The organism is Pseudoalteromonas mucoides (genome assembly GCF_049257175.1).
Classification (GTDB): domain Bacteria; phylum Pseudomonadota; class Gammaproteobacteria; order Enterobacterales; family Alteromonadaceae; genus Pseudoalteromonas.
In genome coordinates, this window is the sequence record NZ_JBMMUC010000002.1 from 296392 (window position 1) to 314951 (window position 18560).

Genomic DNA, 18560 nt, shown 5'->3' on the forward strand with positions numbered 1-18560 from the left:
GAGTTACCGTATGGAATTCGCTTTATTATCAATTTTAGTGCTAGTTGTAGGGGCCTCTGTTGTTGCATCGAAATTTACCGATGATGGCGGCAATCCTTATCCCTTCACCCGTAAGCAGAGTGTATTTACTCAAGTAGAAAGTGCTTTTTTAAATTTGCTCGAGCGCGCTGTAGGCGATCAATATAAAATCGTTAGTCGTGTGAAACTAATCGACATTATTGATTGTAAGAAAGGCCTATCGGTTAAAGCTAAACGTGCTGCTATAGCCAAAGCAAAAAATAAGCAACTTGATTTTGTACTGATTGATAAAGAGAAGCTGACGATTGTGGCCGCTGTAGATTTAGTCAACAACGCAAATAAAGATGGTCACAAAGCACAACGAGACTGGTTCGTAAACGGTGCATTAGAAGCCGCAGGCATTCCTCATATTCGAATGAAAGTAAAATCAGGCTACCGCCCTAGCGAAGTTCGTGATGCAATTATGTTTAAACTTGGTAAACCTGGTGCTCAAGCTCCTCGACCTACCCGCAACAGAGCAACCAAACCTGCTGTACTATCACCTTCACAAGCAAAAGCACATTCAACAGCTTTAGCAGAAATATAACAGCAGTAATAAATCATATTTTAAAATGCGAGTTTAGGCTCGCATTTTTGTTTTTTAGTACTAACTTCACGTATAATCTAGTCATCTAATTCGAGGAATCAAAAATTATGAATGTTGGTATTATTGGCGCGATGGAGCCAGAAGTTAAAATTTTGCGTGAAGCAATGCAAAATCCACAAATTTTAACAAAAGCAGGTTTTACTTTTTATACGGGTGAATTAGCTGGCAACACTGTTACTTTGGTTCAATCCGGTATTGGTAAAGTAGCATCAGCCATAGCAACAACATTATTGATTGATAACTTTAACCCCGATTGCGTGATCAATACAGGCTCTGCCGGTGGTTTTGATCCTTCATTAAGTGTGGGCGATGTGGTTATTTCATCACAAGTACGCCACCATGATGTTGATGTGACTGCATTTGGTTATGAAATTGGTCAAGTTCCACAAATGCCTGCTGGTTTTTCAGCACACCCTAAACTGGTTGAAGCGGCTGAGCAAAGTATTGCTCAAATCAGTGACGTTAAGACCTTAGTTGGTTTAATTTGTACTGGTGATTCATTTATGTGTGACCCTGTACGTATCGATAAAGCGCGTGCTGATTTCCCAACAATGCTTGCAGTAGAAATGGAAGGTGCTGCGATTGCTCAAGTATGTCATAGCTTAGAAACCCCATTTGTGGTTATTCGTTCTATGTCTGACATAGCCGGTAAAGAATCGCCGCAATCGTTTGAAGAATACTTAGAAACTGCATCAGTCAACTCATCTAAAATGGTTGTGGCTTTGCTTGAAAAACTAACAGCGGTTAGTTTATAAGGTGTTACTCAATCTAGTTCAACAACATTTGGACTTTATTGTGTTTTTGTTAGCGCTCCTCGTAGAGCGCTTTTTGCCTTTAAGTAGCTGGTATCACCCAAATACCTTTCTCACAGCGGTTTTTCGCCCGTTAGGTAAACGGATATACCGCGAAAAAGAACCAAAAAGCTACCACTATTTATCATCAACTTTATGCTTTAGCTTAGTGATTCTTGTAATAATGACTATTACTGTCTTACTGTTAGAATTTGCTTACTACCCTGAGTTACTCGCAGGCTTAATTTTATATATGTGTTTGCAATGGCAAAGCGTACAAAAAAAAGCACTCCGCATTGCTCGACTAGTTAAACAAAATCAAAAAGCCACCGCGCGCGATTTACTTAACCCGCTAGTAGCACGTGACGTGAGCAAGCTTTCAAGTACAGGGATTTGTAAAGCGACCATGGAAACTTTCGCGCTGAGGGTTGCCCGTCACTATTTTACCGTTATTTTTATATATTTAGTATTTGGTGCCATGGCGACCTTAAGTTATCACTTATTAAGTTTAATGCATCAAGCCTGGCGCAACGACCTTCCCCCTAACAACGCTTTTTTAAAACCTATTGCAGGACTTTTATTTATTATCGAATGGCTGCCAATACGCATGCTTACGCTTACAATTGCTATGAGCAAAGCAACAAAGCAAAGTATTCATTATATAAAGCATTATGGCCGACACTTTTATCAAAGCAATTCTGGTTGGTTACTCAGTGCCTGCTCAGCCTCAGTTGGCGTGCAACTTGGCGGACCTGCAATGTATCAAGCCCAGCGCTTTAACAAAATGCGTATAGGTACTGACAGGCTACCAAAGGCTGAAGATATTGCGGTGCTGGTAAACCGGTTTAATCAGGCTCGCGGATTTTGGTTATTAGTGATCCTTGGTATTGAGATTATAAAAACGATATAAAAAAACCAGCCGAAGCTGGTTTTGTACTATTACTGAATTTTCATTCTTAGCTAATTAAGCAACGGTAATGTTGGCGAATTTACGTTTACCTACTTGGTAAATAGCCGTACTGCCTTTTGCTATTTCTAGCTTAGAGTCTGTTACTTTCTCTTCACCGTTAATTTTCACAGCACCTTGTTTGATCATACGCATAGCTTCTGAAGTACTGGCAACGAGTCCTGCTTCTTTAAGCATGTTAGTTACATATACAGTGTCTTCATCAATGGTCACAGTGACATCAGGGATATCATCTGGTAATGCGTTCTTTTGGAAACGCTTGATGAAATCTTCATGTGCACCTTGTGCAGCTTCGTCACTATGAAAACGAGCGATCATCTCTTTTGCTAAATCAATTTTGATATCACGTGGGTTAGTACCCTGTGCTACTTTTTCTTTTAGCGCAGTAATTTCTTCAATTGATAAGCTACTTAGCAAATCATAATAGCGCCACATGAGTTCATCACTGATTGACATCACTTTACCAAACATGTCATTCGGTGCATCTGTAATACCAATATAATTGCCTAACGATTTAGACATTTTTTGTACGCCATCGGTACCTTCCAATAAAGGCATCATCAGTACCGTTTGCGGCTTTTGGCCTTCATCTTTTTGCAGCTCTCGGCCCATAAGCAAATTAAAACGTTGATCAGTCCCACCTAATTCAACATCTGCTTCTAGTGCAACTGAATCCCAGCCTTGTACTAATGGGTATAAAAATTCGTGAATTGCAATCGATTGGCCACTTGCATAACGCTTTTTAAAGTCATCACGCTCAAGCATGCGTGCAACAGTTTGGCGCGCAGCTAGTTTGATCATACCTGCAGCACCTAGGTTTTCCATCCAAGAGGAGTTAAATGCAACCGTGGTTTTCGCAGGATCTAAAATTTTAAACACTTGTTCTTTATACGTTTCAGCATTTGCCAACACATCATCACGAGTCAGTGGCTTACGCGTTACATTTTTGCCAGTTGGATCACCAATCATACCGGTGAAATCACCAATTAAGAAAATCACTTCGTGACCTAAGTCTTGGAAGGTTTTCATTTTATTAATTAGCACTGTGTGCCCTAAGTGTAAGTCAGGTGCGGTTGGATCAAAACCCGCCTTGATCTTAAGCTTTTTACCAGACTTTAGTTTCTCAACTAATTCGTCTTCAATTAATATTTCTTCTGCACCGCGTTTAATCTCTGCTAGAGCGGTTTGTAAATCCACTGTGTATTACTCCAAAAAATTCAGTCAACCTAGGGATTCTAGCGTAAATTAGCCATAGTTTAAATCCACAAAACACTGGTATTAACGCTTTATTAGGTATATCCTGCAATATTAGTGATTAATTATCTTGACAGCAGAAAAAGGCACGTTATGGTTCACGTTGTGCACAAACTCCCAAAAAAACACAAATTGCTTATTCTAGGTTTGGTTTCTGCTATTGCTGCCCTGACTCTTATTCCTTCTGAAAAAGCAACCGCCTCTAAAGATAACAGTGCAGACGCACTAGAAATTGGCAAGCGCTACGAATTACAAATTAAAGTTGATGATGCTGAGCAATTAACTGAATTAAATTCGCAAGAAGACGCAGCAAAATTACCAGAATATGACCTAGTCGACTTTGAAGTAAAGAACGGTGACAATTTAGCACTTATCTTTAAGCGTGCAGGTTTTAACGCGCAAACCGTTCACAAATTACTTAACACCAACGCAGAAACTCGCAAACTTACTAAAATTCACCCTGGTGAAATTCTTAGTTTTGCCACAGCTGAAGATGGTTCTTTAGCGCAGTTACGCTACGTTATCTCAAAAACAGACACTTTATTTGTTACTTTGAACGAAGAAGGTAACTACGATACTTCAATCGACAGTAAAGAAATCGAAACCCTAACTAAATCTACTGGCGGTGAAATCAGCAATAGCTTTTGGACCTCTGGCATTGCGGCAGGCTTAAGCGAACGCCAAATTATGAACTTTGCTGATATCTTTGGTTGGGACGTGGATTTTGCTAATGACATTCGTAAAGGCGATCAATTTGGTCTAATTTACGAGTCACACTATGTAGATGGTGAATTTATTGGCACAGGTAAAATTATTGCCGCTGAGTTTATCAATCAAGGCGAACGTTACGCAGCTATTCGCCACAGCGATGATAACTTTTATACCCCTGAAGGCCGTAGCATGAAAAAAGCATTTTTACGTGCGCCAGTAAACTTTAAGTATATTAGTTCAAGCTTTAACCCTCGCCGCTTACACCCAGTTACAGGGCAAGTAAAAGCGCACCGAGGTATTGATTACGCAGCACGTACTGGTACACCAGTTGTGGCATCAGGTAACGGTAAAGTAATTAAATCAGGCTACAGCAAATACAATGGTAATTATGTATTTATTAGTCATGGCACACAATACGTTACTAAATACTTACACTTAAACAAACGCGCAGTAAAAACGGGTCAAAAAGTTAAGCAAGGCCAAAAAATTGGTACTGTGGGTGCAACAGGCCGTGTAACCGGCGCACACTTACACTATGAGTTCTTAGTTAACGGCGTTCACCGTAACCCTAAAACAGTCAAACTACCTAAGTCTGAGCCATTACCACGCGCAGAGCTTGCGAAGTTTAAGCCAATTGCAGACACATTCTTAGCACAGTTAGAGCGCAACAGAGAACTACAGTTAGCGCTTAAGTAAAGCTGTAAGCTGTAAGCTGTAAGCTGTAAGCTGTAAGAAATTATAAAAACCGTTGTTACGTAAGTAGCAACGGTTTTTTGTTATGAGGGGGTATTTTTTCGTTGGGTTTCGCTGTACTCAACCGCAACCTACGTAGCCCATTTTAACGCCAAGCAGCTTAGTGCTCCCTGACGGCTGACGGCTACGCCCTACCTCACCAACATATAAATCAACTGCACAACCAATGAAATCATGACTAATGGCCAAATATATTTCGCGTATTTAGTTGCGCCCTCTAAGCCCATCTTTGATTGATACTTTTCAAGTAGTGGTACAAGAATGACAAGTGCGACAAACAAAGAGATTAAAATCACAAAGATATTCATACCACTCCTTCAAAGTTCCGGTTCTAAGTTTAGGTAATTAATAAAACGAAATTTGAGTATACCTAAAAAACAGGCAAAAAAAAGCGCAGTACAAACTGCGCCAGTCGGTTGGAAGTAAAAGTTTACTTCAACAGTGCTCAAAATTAAGAGCACTGGTGTTGTTGTATTTTAACCTACAAGTGCTAACAAAATCCCCGCAGCAACGGCACTCCCTAGTACACCTGCTACGTTTGGCCCCATTGCATGCATCAACAAGAAGTTATGCGGGTTATTCTCAAGGCCAACTTTATTAACGACTCGAGCAGCCATTGGTACTGCAGAAACACCTGCCGCACCAACTAAAGGGTTAATCGGTGACTTGGAGAACTTATTCAAACCTTTAGCCATAAACACACCTGATGCTGTACCAATAGAGAACGCTAGTGCTCCTAGTGCTAAAATACCCAGTGTTTCGACAGTTAAAAACTTATCCGCGGCTAATTTTGACCCTACTGCTAAACCTAAGAAAATCGTGGTGATATTGATAATCTCATTTTGTGCACTGTTACTTAAGCGATCAACTACACCTGATTCTCGCATTAAGTTACCTAAACAAAACATACCTACTAGCGGTGTAGCCGCAGGTAAAAACAACATAGTTAAACCCAATACCATGAGAGGGAAAATAATCTTTTCCTTTTTCGATACAGTACGTAACTGTGGCATTTGAATTTTACGTTCTTCAGGTGTTGTTAAGGCACGCATAATTGGTGGCTGAATAATTGGCACTAAGGCCATATACGAATAAGCAGCAACTGCAATTGCACCTAATAAATCTGGCGCTAATTTTGATGCTAAGAAGATAGCTGTTGGGCCATCAGCACCACCAATAATAGCGATAGCTGATGCATCCTGCAGCGAAAACTCAAAGCCTGGTACATAGTTAAGTAAAATCGCCCCAAATAAGGTAGCAAAAATACCAAATTGAGCAGCCGCACCAAGTAACATCATTCTCGGGTTTGCAATTAAAGCACTAAAGTCTGTCAGCGCCCCAACCCCCATAAAGATCAATAACGGAAATACACCAGTATCAATACCAATATGATAAACGTAGTAGAGCAAACCACCGGGGTCTGATAAGCCCGCCACGGGGATATTTGTTAATATAGCGCCAAAGCCTATTGGTAATAGTAATAGTGGCTCAAAGTTTCGTGCAATTGCGAGGTACAACAATAGGCACCCTACTGCAATCATGATTAACGCAGGAAAAGTGAAATTTGCTATACCCGTTGCTTGCCAGAGGTTTAATAACGCTTCCATCCTCTATACTCCTAAGCCATTGCAATCATTGCTTCGCCTGTGGCAACAGAGTCACCTTCAGCAACTAACAGTTCAGCTATAGTTCCACTGTGAGTAGCGCGAATTTCTGTTTCCATCTTCATCGCTTCCATAATCATCACAACATCACCTGCGTTAACTGTTTGACCCGCTTTCACTTTAATCTTGAATATGTTACCTGCAAGCGGAGCATTCAAAGTTTCGCCCGATGCTACCGACGCAGACTGCGGAATTAACTCACTGTCTTTGAGTGTTACCTCTTTTAGTTCACCGCCTTGTGCAACGACAACGTCATATACTTTACCATCAACTTTTACGCTGTACTGCTCAGCTTTAACCGTGTTGTTATTAGATTTATTGCTTGAAGAAGGTTTGTCTTGCTTAGCTGACTCAGCACTTGGCACCGCTTCAAACGCATCTGGGTTGTTGCGGTTTTTCAGGAATTTCAAACCAATTTGTGGGAATAATGCATACGTTAATACATCATCAATTTGCTCATCAGCAAGGTCTAAACCTTGTTCTTGTGCTTCTTTTAATAGTTCAGCTTGCAATGTTTCAAGTTCTGGTTGCAGTACATCAGCAGGGCGACAAGTAATTGCCTCACTACCATCAAGTACACGTTCCTGTAATTCTTTATTCATTGGCGCTGGTGTTGAACCATATTCGCCTTTAAGTACACCTGCAGTCTCTTTTGTGATGGTTTTATAACGTTCACCGGTCAATACATTCAATACTGCTTGAGTACCAACAATTTGTGAAGTTGGTGTAACTAATGGTAAGAAACCTAAATCTTCACGTACACGAGGGATCTCAAGTAGCACCTGATCCAGTTTATCTGCTGCGCCTTGCTCTTTTAGTTGGTTTTCCATATTAGTTAACATGCCACCTGGCACTTGAGCTAACAAGATACGGCCATCTACACCTTTTAAGCTACCCTCAAATGCCGCATACTTTTTGCGCACATCACGGAAGTAAGCCGCGATTTCTTCTAACTGATTTAAATCAAGCTCGGTATCTCGCTCAGTACCTTCGACAATTGATACTATTGTTTCCGTCGCGCTGTGACCGTAGGTCATACTCATTGATGAAATAGCGGTATCAAGCATATCAATACCAGCATCTATGGCTTTTTGATAAGTTGCTGTACTCAAACCTGTTGTTGCATGGCATTGCATAGCGATAGGAATAGAAACGGTTTCTTTTAGCCCTTTGATCAATTGCTCACAATCATAAGGTTTAAGCAAACCTGCCATATCCTTAATACAAATTGAGTGACAGCCTAAATCTTCTAACTGCTTGGCTAAAGTAAGCCACATATCAAGTGTGTGCACTGGGCTGACAGTATATGAAATCGTGCCTTGTGCATGAGCTCCCACTTTCACAGCGGCTTTAATTGCAGTTTCAAGGTTTCGCACATCATTCATCGCATCAAAAATACGAAATACATCAACACCATTTTTGTGGGCACGTTCAACAAATTTTTCTACGACATCATCAGCATAATGACGGTAACCTAAAAGGTTTTGCCCACGAAGTAGCATTTGTTGCTTCGTGTTTGGCATTGCTTTTTTAAGCGCACGGATGCGTTCCCACGGATCTTCACCTAAGTAACGAATACATGAATCAAACGTTGCCCCACCCCAAGATTCAATAGACCAATAACCCGCATTATCGAGTTTTTCAGCAATTGGTAGCATATCGTCTAAACGCATACGTGTTGCTAATAAAGATTGATGCGCGTCTCTGAGTACTAGCTCAGTTAATTTTAATTTAGCCATGAGTCACCCCTTATGATTTTTGTTTATTTTTGTACTGAGCGATTGCAGCACTGATAGCAGCAACATGTGCACTTGGCACACCTTGGGCTTTAATAGATGGTGTACGAGCAGCCTCAACCACAGGTTCTTCAAAGCGGCTCATTATTTTAGACATAAAGATAATTGCTGAAATTAACAGCGATAAGAATACGAACACGCCCACCATTCCAGTGACCATTAAATTTGCTGCTGTAGCAAGTAGTTGTCCTATGTCCATGCTGCTCCCCCTTGATTACTAAACTTATCGTTTTAATTTACCAACCCAAAATAGGTAAAAAATCACTTTATATAAATAATTATGCACCAATCATAACAAAGAAACAGACCAAGTCCAATACTTTGTAAATTGGTAAAACCAATTAATATTAAGCTAACATATCCACATTAAAGTTAACACCATACATTTTGCTATTATTTTCTGAGATATAGACAATATAAATAATGAATATAGTTAAAAGTTATAACTATCCTGCATACTGTTGATTAAAAAATCATGATAGCAGTTTGAATCTGCACTAAATTTAAGAGGAAATGCCTCACCATGTTAAATTGGTCTTACCAAGAAAGGCATTTAATAACACGTTATTTTTTATTTTAAGAATAAGTTACACGTAATAAAGTAAATATTACTTACAGTGCGCTTGTCTTTCTTTGTAATAAACATATTAGACATTGATTTTAAAGTACTTTTCGTTATGGCACATAACTGGCATTAACCATATCGAACAAATTTACAAACCAAGGAGACAACAATGTTACGCTGGACAATTACATTTTTAGTTATTGCACTTATTGCTGCAGTGTTAGGTTTTGGTGGTATCGCAGGTGCCGCAGCAGGAATTGCCAAAATTATATTTTTTATCTTTTTAGTATTATTAGTTATTTCACTCGTTTCAGGTGCGCTTCGAGGCAAAACCCCTTAACAGGAAATTAATTTAAACACTAATACATACATTACTTACAAGGAATTACATTATGAAATCAACAACAGTTAAAACAGCCGTTATCGCACTTTTCGCAAGTTTTTTTATCATGGGTTGTGAAGACAATCATGCAGAAGAAGCTGGTGAGCGCATTGATGAAGCAGTAACAGACGTACAAAATGGTGTTGAAGACGCCTGTGAAGAAGTTAAAGAAGGCGTAAATGCTGAAGAAACTAACTGTTAATCCATAATTAATAGTTAACAAAAACGACTCACCTGAGTCGTGGTTTGTTTTTAATAATTAGCTGCTTTAAGCTCTTGCTTCAAGCATTAAACGTTTCATATCACGTACGGCTTTATCAAGACCATCAATAGCAGCACGAGCGATTATAGCATGACCAATATTAAGCTCGTAAATGTCCTTCATCGCAGCGATTGGTTTGACGTTATGATAATGCAGGCCATGCCCTGCATTAACCGTTAACCCTAAGCCCGCAGCATACTCTACACCTTGGCGAATATGTTCAAGTTCTTTTTGCATATCGCTGTCATTTTCTGCATCTGCGTAAGCACCTGTGTGTATTTCTACATAAGGGGCATTACATGCTTTAGCTGCATCTAGCTGCGCTTTATCTGCATCAATGAATAATGATACTTTGATGCCCGCGTCAGTTAGCTTAGCAGTGGCAGCTTTAATTTTGTCTAGATTACCAACAACATCTAAACCACCTTCAGTAGTGAGCTCTTCACGTTTTTCTGGTACTAGGCATACATACTCAGGCTTAACATCTAACGCGATATCCAGCATTTCATCGGTCACTGCAATTTCTAAGTTCATACGGGTTTGAATTGTCTTTGCCATAACATAAACGTCGCGGTCTTGAATATGACGACGATCTTCACGCAAGTGAATTGTAATGCCATCAGCGCCAGCATGTTCAGCTACACTTGCTGCATGAGCGGGATCCGGGTAGTTTGTGCCGCGTGCTTGGCGTAAAGTTGCAATATGATCAACGTTGATACCTAACAGAATGTCTTTCATTTTTTACCTATATAAATTATTTAATAAAAAGCTCGCGGCTTTTTAATGGTTTTTTACCAAGCAATGGCTTCATTAGATGACGGCTTAATTGTTTCGCCATATATAGCACATCAGGTGCACTAAAGTCATGATCTGCAATTGCATTTAACTGAGCTCCCGTAAACCCATCCCCTTTTAAATCCTGAACTACAAAACCGTATTCGGCAAAGTAACTATACGTGTGCGACGCATCAATTGGATCGCCCGCCGCATCGAAAGTAAAATCAACACCATAGCCCAGCAATTCTAGTAACTGAAACTCATAAGAGCGTAACACGGCTTGTAAGTTTGGATGCTGGTTTAGTTGCCTAAGGTGAGTTTTATATAACTGATAAGCATGATCAATTGGCTCATTAATTGGCACAATGCGGTTAGTGAGTTCATTTAAATAAAAGCCACAGTAAAGCTGATCACCTACAAGTGGTGATTGCGTACCATGTAATTCAAAGCGTTGGATGTATTTTAAATCATGCCTACCAGTGTAGTTTACTAGTAAGGTTTGGAAGGGTTGTAACTGTGCTTTATGCTTTGTTGCTTGTCGGCCATTGATGCGGGCTAACATTCGCAATTGGCCAACGCCTTCTACTAGCATATCAAGCATTACTTGTGAGTCGCTATAAGGACGTCGGTGTAATAAATATGCTGTGTAGAAGTCGCTATCCATAGGTTAATTTAGGCAGAAGTTAATCTTCACCATAGCCTAAACTGCGCAGGGCTCGTTCATCATCAGCCCAACCCGATTTAACTTTTACCCAAAGCTCTAAAAATACTTTGTTATCAAGCATTTCTTCAAGATCTTTGCGTGCTTCACGGCCAATAACTTTTAGCTTTTCGCCTTTGTTACCTATAACCATCCGTTTTTGTGTTTCACGCTCAACCAAAATCAAGCCATTGATATGCCAAACACCATTGTCTTGCCACTTAAACTGCTCTATTTCAACAGTCACTGAGTAAGGTAGCTCCTCACCCATAAAGCGCATCAGCTTTTCACGAATAACTTCAGCTGCCATAAAGCGCATAGAACGGTCTGTAACATAGTCTTCAGGAAAGTAAAATTCACACGGTGGAAGGCGTTTCGTTACTTCATCTTTGATCAAGTTAATATTTTTACCCTGTGTCGCTGACACTGGCATAATACCTACAAAATCAAACTTATCGCCCAACCACTTCATATGTGGAAGTACTAAGTCACGATCTTTAACCTGGTCAATTTTATTTATGACTAATAATACTGGTTTGCCACTTTGGCTCACTTTATTAAGAACCATCTCATCATCAGCATTCCAATGAGTGCCTTCAACCACAAAAATAATTAGCTCAACATCGCCAATCGAACTTGAAGCTGCACGGTTCATTAAACGGTTAATGGCGCGCTTTTCCTCAACGTGCAATCCAGGTGTATCTACATAAACAGCTTGATGCTGACCTTCTGTATGAATACCCATAATACGGTGACGTGTTGTTTGCGGCTTACGCGAAGTAATACTTACCTTTTGCTCAATGATCTCATTAAGTAAGGTTGATTTACCGACATTAGGACGACCAACAATGGCTATCATGCCACAAAAAGTATCAAGCTCACCTTCATGTGGTTGGATCAATGTATCAAGATTCATTTTTGAGTATCTTCAATGCTTTTTCAGCGGCTTTTTGCTCGGCTTTACGACGTGAGCTACCTACTGAGATAATGCTATCCATACCTTCAACAATACATTCAACCGTGAATGTTTGATTATGTGCTTGGCCTTTAGTATCCACTACAGTATAGCCTGGCAGTGATAGTTTACGGGCTTGTAGGTACTCTTGTAGTAGAGTCTTAGGATCTTTTTGATTTAAACCAGGAGAAATCGCATCAAGACGCGCTTCATACCATTGTAAAATTAGCTCACCACATACATCGATACCGGAGTCTAAGAATACAGCACCAATAATTGCTTCTACGGCATCGGCCAGTGTAGACTCGCGCCTAAAACCGCCACTTTTAAGCTCACCTGGACCTAAACGTAAATAGTCACCTAAACCAAATTCAAGGCCAAACTCAGCCAGAGTTTGCCCACGCACTAAAGTAGAGCGCATACGGCTTAAATCACCTTCACGGGCTTTTGGAAATTTGCTATAAAGTGCATTGGCAATGACGAAGCTTAGAATCGAGTCACCTAAAAACTCTAAACGTTCATTATGCTGGCCTTTATGGCTGCGGTGGGTCATTGCCTGCTCAAGTAAACCTTGATCAGTAAATGTATACCCTATTTTTTTATATAACTCTGTTACATTTTTTTTCATTGTTACTGAATATTACCTAGGCGTTCAAAACGAACTCCAGTTGGAACCCAGCCTGGTAAAATGTCATCTGGGCCATTATCAAATTCAAAACTCATCCATATAAAGACGGCTTTACCCACCAAGTTTTCTTTTGGTACAAAGCCCCACACACGACTATCTTGGCTATTATCGCGGTTATCACCCATCATAAAATAATGATCAGCCGGTACTACCCATTCATCAGAACGTGTACCCGGTTGTTGATAGTAGCGCCCTTTCATTTCAAGCGCTTCTGGGTTGATTAAAATATCATGGTTTAGTGTTGTTAAATTTTCATTTAAACGTACTAGATCCATAGAGCCTTGCTTAAATTCGTCACGATTGATGATTTCCATATCAATCTTATTAAACTCATTACACAATAAATCACCTTGCTGAGTTTGTTCTTGCTCACAGTTAGGCTGAATGTATAAGCGTTTATTACGATATACTATTTTATCACCTGGTAGACCAATAGCACGTTTAATGTAATCCACACGCTCATCAAGCGGGTATTTAAACACGACAATATCACCACGTTCAGGTTCAGCAACATCCATCAGTTGTGTACGCCATACAGGGTCTTTTACCCCGTATGAGTATTTTTGTACTAGGATAAAGTCGCCAACTAATAAGGTTGGCATCATAGAGCCTGACGGGATTTGAAACGGTTCAAACAAGAACGAGCGAAAGATCGTAATCGCTGCAATCATCGGAAAAATAGACTTTGCCGTTTCAGTAATTGTAGGCTCAGGTGCAATCAACGATGCAGTTTCTTCATCTAATTCGCCACCGGCAGAACTCGTAGCCAAGGCTAAGCGCTCTTGTCTTTTAGGTGCAAACATAAAATGGTCAATCAACCAGATCAAGCCCGAGCCTAAAGTTAATAGCACTAAAAATATTGAAAAATAACCTGCCATTCATTCATTCCTTTATCTTACTAACTTGGGTTTGAAACTTATTTACCAACTTTAAGAATAGCTAAGAACGCATCTTGTGGTACTTCAACATTACCTAGTTGCTTCATTCGCTTTTTACCGTCTTTTTGTTTCTGAAGAAGTTTCTTCTTACGGCTCACATCACCACCATAACATTTAGCGATTACATTTTTACGTAATTGCTTAACAGTCGTACGGGCAATAACATGCTGACCAATCGCTGCCTGAATTGCAATATCAAACATCTGACGAGGTATAAGCTCTTTAAGCGCATCGGCTAATTGACGTCCGCGTGATTGTGCACTTTCTCTGTGTACAATAATAGCAAGTGCATCAACTCTGTCACCATTTATTAAGATATCTACACGTACCATGTCAGATACTTGGAAGTGTTTAAAATTATAATCAAGCGAGGCAAAACCACGACTAGTTGATTTTAATTTATCAAAAAAGTCCATGACCACTTCAGCCATAGGTAGTTCGTATGTCACTGCAACTTGCTTACCGTGATAACTCATTTTTGTTTGCATGCCGCGTTTTTCGACACATAACGTGATCACACTACCTAAATACTCTTGCGGCACAAGAATATTTGCTTCAACAACGGGCTCGCGAATTTCTAAAATATCATTTACTGGCGGTAAGTCAGACGGGTTATCTATTTGCGTTGTGCCATCTTTAGTCACTACTTCATAGATTACCGTTGGTGCAGTGGTGATCAAATCAATATCGTATTCGCGCTCTAGACGCTCTTGAATAATTTCCATATGCAACATGCCTAAGAAACCACAACGGAAACCAAAGCCTAGTGCTGTTGAATTTTCTGGTTCAAAGAACAGTGACGCATCGTTTAGGCTTAATTTATTAAGCGCATCACGGAACGATTCATACTCATCAGATGCAATTGGGAACATGCCCGCATAAACTTGTGGTTTAATTTTCTGGAAACCTGGTAAACGCGCAGGTGCAGCATTTTTCTGATGCGTAATTGTGTCACCTACTGGTGCACCATGAATCTCTTTGATACCGGCAATTACAAAGCCAACTTCACCGGTTTTAAGTACACCTGTATTTGTTTGTTTTGGTGTAAATATACCCACGTGATCGGCAATATGTACTTGCTCATTCGACATAATCTTTATTTTATCGCCAGCACGTAACTCGCCGTGCTTAATACGAACAAGTGATACAACACCTTGGTATGGGTCAAACCATGAATCGATGATCAATGCTTGTAAAGGTGCATCTTTGTCGCCTTCTGGCGATGGTACATCTTTTACAATCATTTCCAATACTTCGGCAATACCAACACCTGTTTTAGCACTACATTGCACTGCGTCTAAAGCATCAATACCAATAATATCTTCAATTTCTTCAGCTACACGTAGTGGGTCAGCTTGCGGTAAATCAATTTTATTGAGAACAGGAATAACTTCTAAGTCCATCTCTATCGCAGTGTAGCAATTTGCTAATGTTTGCGCTTCTACGCCTTGGCCTGCATCAACAACCAATAATGCACCTTCGCAAGCTGCAAGTGAACGTGATACTTCATAAGTGAAGTCAACGTGTCCTGGTGTATCGATGAAGTTTAACTGGTAGGTCTCGCCATCATTGGCTTTATAATTTAGGGTAACACTTTGCGCTTTAATGGTAATACCACGTTCACGCTCAATGTCCATTGAATCCAATACTTGCTTTTGCATTTCACGGTCGGTTAGGCCACCACAAACTTGGATCAAACGATCAGAAAGGGTCGATTTACCGTGGTCAATATGGGCGATGATCGAAAAATTACGGATATGCTTCATAAACTGGATTCTAAACTTCTATTTTAATGGACTAAGTGTATAAAGCCGCAATTTTACATTTAATTGGCTTCAATCACCATCTATTTGAGTTAAAGGGAGGCTAATTGGGTGAATTTTTATTACTTTTATATCGTGCTTTAGACTTTTGACCCTACTTTTAGCAATCCCAAAGCCTGTAATACCACCGCCTACAGCGGAAATTATTTGTATCCACTCTGCGGCTTTAAATAATTCGCTAGCAAGCAAAGCAAATAGCATACTTAATAATAAAGGTAACATATACACAGCAAAAGCGTGTTTAACCATGTGGCTATCGTCTAAAGCCAAGGTTATTTTTTGCCCAACCTGCACTGGGGTGTCAAATTGATATGGGAAGGTTCTTTTAGCTGTGCCGAATAATTTACCAAAAACTTGTGAACCGCAACGTCCATTACAGCCTTCGCAGGCCTTTTTTTGCTGGGCTTCTAAATAAGCAGTGGTGCCTGTAATAGACACCACGGTTAAGGTTTGTTCAATCATGAGATTTTAAAGTGGCCGCGCAACAGATTCTGCAATAGCTTTTGCTGTCATTGCGGGGATATTCCCCACCACTGACACATCAAAACTACCTGCATTATGTACATAAATTGTAGTCGCCCCAGATGATAAGGAGCCGCTAGGTCTGCGTCCTGGTAAAGGGCGCTGTACAAAGACAGATACTTCAACAAAGCCATCTGAATATAAATAGTAGTCGGTTAATTCGTTATTTAGATCAAGCTTATGTCTATCAGACTTTAATAAGCTAAAGCCATCAGGTAGCCAACCTATTTGCCAATTGTTACTTGCAACATTGGATTGCTCTTGCGTAACGGCATCACTCGGTAAAGGAGTCGGAAAGTCACGATTAAGCATTTCGAGCAATAATGGCGCGGGTTCTTCTGTAACGCTTATATGCGTTAGCTGTAGCTGCTCTAGCATTTCACCGTCTTGATTTACATAGGCCGACTTTAAAAGTAATGACGATTCAGCGTCAATCCAGAGCCAATAATTAAACTTAAATTCATCTTTTGACTCGATGCGCACTAATTGTGCAGCTCGTCCTGCTATGCGCCCTTTACCACCCAGTACAAAGTCATATTCTTTACTCAAGCGTTCAATATCTTTAAAAAGCACTTCAGGAATTGGCCCAGCAATTGAATCTGTCGCGATTGAATAAGGCGCTGACTGCGGTTCAAAGTATGTTACTTGATCATCGATTCGGACCATTTCAAGCCCTGCACCATTAAGTAAACTTAAATGCTCAAGTTCAGTCTCATTTTGCTTAGCATGTAACCAACGATACGGTTCCATTGACTTGCCTTTTACAACAACAAAAGACGCATCAAAGTTACGGTTGTGGACGGCTTCGGCCATGTTAAGCAAAAGCTCTTTTGCAGGGGTTTCATCGCTGGCATAGGCTGGAGCCAGTATTACCAATGACAAGATAAAAGTAATAACTTTCATTTAATTAGTTTTTTTCCTCTTCGGCTTGCGCCTTAGTGTGAGCCTTTTCAAGAGAATATGCAACGCGTGCTTGACGTTGATGCTCTAAAACAAGTGCACCTATACGTTGCTGCTGTAATTCACGTAAGCCCTGCTCTGCATTTTCAAGGGCAGGCTCTGACGAATAGCTCACTGGAGAAGCAACCCCGGTTAACGGCGTGCTTTGCAGTATTGGAATTTCGTTAGCGGGTGAGTCTTCACCTTGAGGTAGTGTTTGCACCCCAACAATTGCAAACATAGCAACACTTGCAGCAATAGCAAGCTGTGCAACCGGTTTGCGCCAGTTAAAGGCAACAACATTGTCAGTGCCCGTCGCAGCAATAGATGTAGTTTGTTTTTGACTAAAATCAGCATAAACAGGTTCACTTTCTAATGCTTTAGCAACACTGTCGCTAATATCGAGCACAAAAGCATCTTCTGATTCAGCACGCATTACATCACCTATTAACGCATAGCGCCCTAAGGTTGTAGTATCTTGCGCAGCAATTTCTTCATTTGTTAAGAGTTGCTCGCCGTCAAGTAATGCGGATAAATCTTGATTATCCAACTTGTTAACGTGTGCTTTTGTCATATTAAGACTCGCCTATTAATGGGTTTAATTTGTTATCAATTGCTTCACGGGCACGGAATATACGCGAACGCACCGTCCCGACTGGGCAATCCATTACCACGGCTATTTCTTCATAGCTCATCCCCTCAATTTCTCGTAAGGTGATCGCGGTTTTAAGATCTTCAGGCAAACTATCAATCGTGTTAAAAATTACAGCGCGAACTTCGTCGCTTAATAATAAATTCTCAGGTGATGCGTTAGAACGCATTGCATCCGCGCCGTCATAAAACTCGGCTTCATCAGCGTCGACGTCATTTGCTGGCGGTTTGCGGCCCTGAGCCACTAAGTAATTTTTAGCACAATTAACAGCGATACGGTATAACCAAGTATAAAAGGCGCTATCTCCACGAAAGTTTGGAAGTGCACGGTATGCTTTAATAAAAGCTTCTTGTGCCACATCAGCAATATCGCCCTGATTTGAAACATAACGAGAAATCAAACCGGCTATTTTATTCTGATACTTCTTTACTAATAGGTTGAAGGCGTTTTTATCACCCTGCTGAACCCTTTTTACTAGCGCTAAATCTAAATCCTGCTCGCTCATTCGAGCCGGTACTCCTATATCTAGTTATTACTTGTTATTCATATCTTAGCCATTGTTTACAAATACTCTGACTGAGGCATGAATGAAAAGTTCATTTAATATTATTTTTTTATAAAATAGCGCATAAATAAATACGTAAAAGTTGAAAATCACTAATAGTGTTATGCCAAAATATGATACATATACGCTTATCACAATAATATTGATTGCTCGTACCAATTACTTAAATTAGTATCCTAGAGCATTGTAACC

General features: G+C 40.2%; 21 protein-coding genes. 6 read left to right on the plus strand and 15 right to left on the minus strand.

Features of this window, described 5'->3' with window-relative positions:
* Positions 1 to 10 precede the first annotated feature (10 nt).
* The 3 genes from AAEU30_RS02785 to AAEU30_RS02795 all read left to right on the plus strand — a co-directional run bounded on the left by AAEU30_RS02785 (position 11) and on the right by AAEU30_RS02795 (position 2365).
* A complete protein-coding gene (locus tag AAEU30_RS02785; RefSeq protein WP_421959213.1) occupies positions 11 to 604 on the plus strand; it encodes a DUF2726 domain-containing protein in 594 nt (197 codons plus the stop codon).
* Between the two features lie 107 nt (positions 605 to 711).
* Positions 712 to 1419, plus strand: a complete 708-nt coding sequence (gene mtnN / locus AAEU30_RS02790; RefSeq protein WP_290210094.1) for a 5'-methylthioadenosine/S-adenosylhomocysteine nucleosidase — start codon at positions 712 to 714, stop codon at positions 1417 to 1419.
* A gap of 1 nt (position 1420) precedes the next feature.
* Entirely contained in the window at positions 1421 to 2365 is a 945-nt protein-coding gene (locus AAEU30_RS02795) for a cobalamin biosynthesis protein CobD/CbiB (RefSeq protein WP_421959214.1), read from the plus strand.
* A 54-nt stretch (positions 2366 to 2419) separates the two neighbouring features.
* Here AAEU30_RS02795 and tyrS read toward each other — a convergent pair whose 3' ends face one another.
* Positions 2420 to 3619, minus strand: coding sequence for a tyrosine--tRNA ligase (gene tyrS, locus AAEU30_RS02800; protein WP_421959215.1), 1200 nt, complete (start codon positions 3617 to 3619; stop codon positions 2420 to 2422).
* A gap of 150 nt (positions 3620 to 3769) precedes the next feature.
* Between tyrS and AAEU30_RS02805 the strand changes: the two genes are divergently transcribed.
* On the plus strand, positions 3770 to 5083 hold the full coding sequence (locus AAEU30_RS02805) for a peptidoglycan DD-metalloendopeptidase family protein (RefSeq protein WP_087531999.1): 1314 nt from the start codon (positions 3770 to 3772) through the stop codon (positions 5081 to 5083).
* Positions 5084 to 5271: 188 nt separating this feature from the next.
* On the opposite strand, the gene AAEU30_RS02810 is transcribed toward AAEU30_RS02805, so the two are convergent.
* From AAEU30_RS02810 to AAEU30_RS02825, 4 genes are all read right to left on the minus strand, one after another.
* Positions 5272 to 5448: a hypothetical protein gene (locus AAEU30_RS02810; RefSeq protein ID WP_176372521.1), complete on the minus strand. Its 177-nt coding sequence runs from the start codon at positions 5446 to 5448 to the stop codon at positions 5272 to 5274.
* Between the two features lie 168 nt (positions 5449 to 5616).
* The gene (locus AAEU30_RS02815) at positions 5617 to 6747 is read right to left on the minus strand and encodes a sodium ion-translocating decarboxylase subunit beta (protein ID WP_087531998.1); all 1131 of its coding nucleotides are present in this window, start codon (positions 6745 to 6747) and stop codon (positions 5617 to 5619) included.
* A gap of 11 nt (positions 6748 to 6758) precedes the next feature.
* Positions 6759 to 8543, minus strand: a complete 1785-nt coding sequence (gene oadA / locus AAEU30_RS02820) for a sodium-extruding oxaloacetate decarboxylase subunit alpha (RefSeq protein ID WP_421959216.1) — start codon at positions 8541 to 8543, stop codon at positions 6759 to 6761.
* 10 nt (positions 8544 to 8553) lie between these two features.
* Positions 8554 to 8799: an OadG family protein gene (locus AAEU30_RS02825; RefSeq protein ID WP_087531996.1), complete on the minus strand. Its 246-nt coding sequence runs from the start codon at positions 8797 to 8799 to the stop codon at positions 8554 to 8556.
* 535 nt (positions 8800 to 9334) lie between these two features.
* On the opposite strand from AAEU30_RS02825, the gene AAEU30_RS02830 reads away from it, so the two are divergent.
* Both AAEU30_RS02830 and AAEU30_RS02835 read left to right on the plus strand, forming a co-directional pair.
* Positions 9335 to 9505 (plus strand): DUF1328 domain-containing protein, encoded by a 171-nt coding sequence (locus tag AAEU30_RS02830; protein ID WP_087531995.1) that lies wholly within the window; start codon positions 9335 to 9337, stop codon positions 9503 to 9505.
* A 52-nt stretch (positions 9506 to 9557) separates the two neighbouring features.
* Entirely contained in the window at positions 9558 to 9749 is a 192-nt protein-coding gene (locus AAEU30_RS02835) for a hypothetical protein (protein ID WP_087531994.1), read from the plus strand.
* Between the two features lie 66 nt (positions 9750 to 9815).
* Here AAEU30_RS02835 and pdxJ read toward each other — a convergent pair whose 3' ends face one another.
* The 10 genes from pdxJ to rpoE form a co-directional block, all read right to left on the minus strand.
* Positions 9816 to 10547 carry a pyridoxine 5'-phosphate synthase gene (gene pdxJ / locus AAEU30_RS02840; protein WP_087531992.1) on the minus strand — a complete coding sequence of 244 codons (732 nt, stop codon included), beginning with the start codon at positions 10545 to 10547 and terminating at the stop codon, positions 9816 to 9818.
* A 16-nt stretch (positions 10548 to 10563) separates the two neighbouring features.
* Complete coding sequence (gene recO / locus AAEU30_RS02845) at positions 10564 to 11250, minus strand: DNA repair protein RecO (RefSeq protein ID WP_421959217.1); 687 nt, start codon at positions 11248 to 11250, stop codon at positions 10564 to 10566.
* A 19-nt stretch (positions 11251 to 11269) separates the two neighbouring features.
* Complete coding sequence (gene era, locus AAEU30_RS02850) at positions 11270 to 12202, minus strand: GTPase Era (protein ID WP_421959218.1); 933 nt, start codon at positions 12200 to 12202, stop codon at positions 11270 to 11272.
* Complete coding sequence (rnc, locus tag AAEU30_RS02855; RefSeq protein WP_087531989.1) at positions 12192 to 12869, minus strand: ribonuclease III; 678 nt, start codon at positions 12867 to 12869, stop codon at positions 12192 to 12194. The genes era and rnc overlap by 11 nt, the downstream gene beginning before the upstream one ends.
* Before the next feature lie 2 nt (positions 12870 to 12871).
* Positions 12872 to 13807 carry a signal peptidase I gene (gene lepB / locus AAEU30_RS02860; RefSeq protein ID WP_421959219.1) on the minus strand — a complete coding sequence of 312 codons (936 nt, stop codon included), beginning with the start codon at positions 13805 to 13807 and terminating at the stop codon, positions 12872 to 12874.
* A 38-nt stretch (positions 13808 to 13845) separates the two neighbouring features.
* On the minus strand, positions 13846 to 15633 hold the full coding sequence (gene lepA / locus AAEU30_RS02865; RefSeq protein ID WP_421959220.1) for a translation elongation factor 4: 1788 nt from the start codon (positions 15631 to 15633) through the stop codon (positions 13846 to 13848).
* Between the two features lie 69 nt (positions 15634 to 15702).
* Positions 15703 to 16152: a SoxR reducing system RseC family protein gene (locus AAEU30_RS02870; protein WP_421959221.1), complete on the minus strand. Its 450-nt coding sequence runs from the start codon at positions 16150 to 16152 to the stop codon at positions 15703 to 15705.
* Between the two features lie 6 nt (positions 16153 to 16158).
* Positions 16159 to 17115, minus strand: a complete 957-nt coding sequence (locus AAEU30_RS02875) for a MucB/RseB C-terminal domain-containing protein (protein ID WP_421959222.1) — start codon at positions 17113 to 17115, stop codon at positions 16159 to 16161.
* A 4-nt stretch (positions 17116 to 17119) separates the two neighbouring features.
* On the minus strand, positions 17120 to 17725 hold the full coding sequence (locus tag AAEU30_RS02880; protein WP_421959223.1) for a sigma-E factor negative regulatory protein: 606 nt from the start codon (positions 17723 to 17725) through the stop codon (positions 17120 to 17122).
* A gap of 1 nt (position 17726) precedes the next feature.
* On the minus strand, positions 17727 to 18308 hold the full coding sequence (rpoE, locus tag AAEU30_RS02885; protein ID WP_087531983.1) for an RNA polymerase sigma factor RpoE: 582 nt from the start codon (positions 18306 to 18308) through the stop codon (positions 17727 to 17729).
* Positions 18309 to 18560 lie beyond the last annotated feature (252 nt).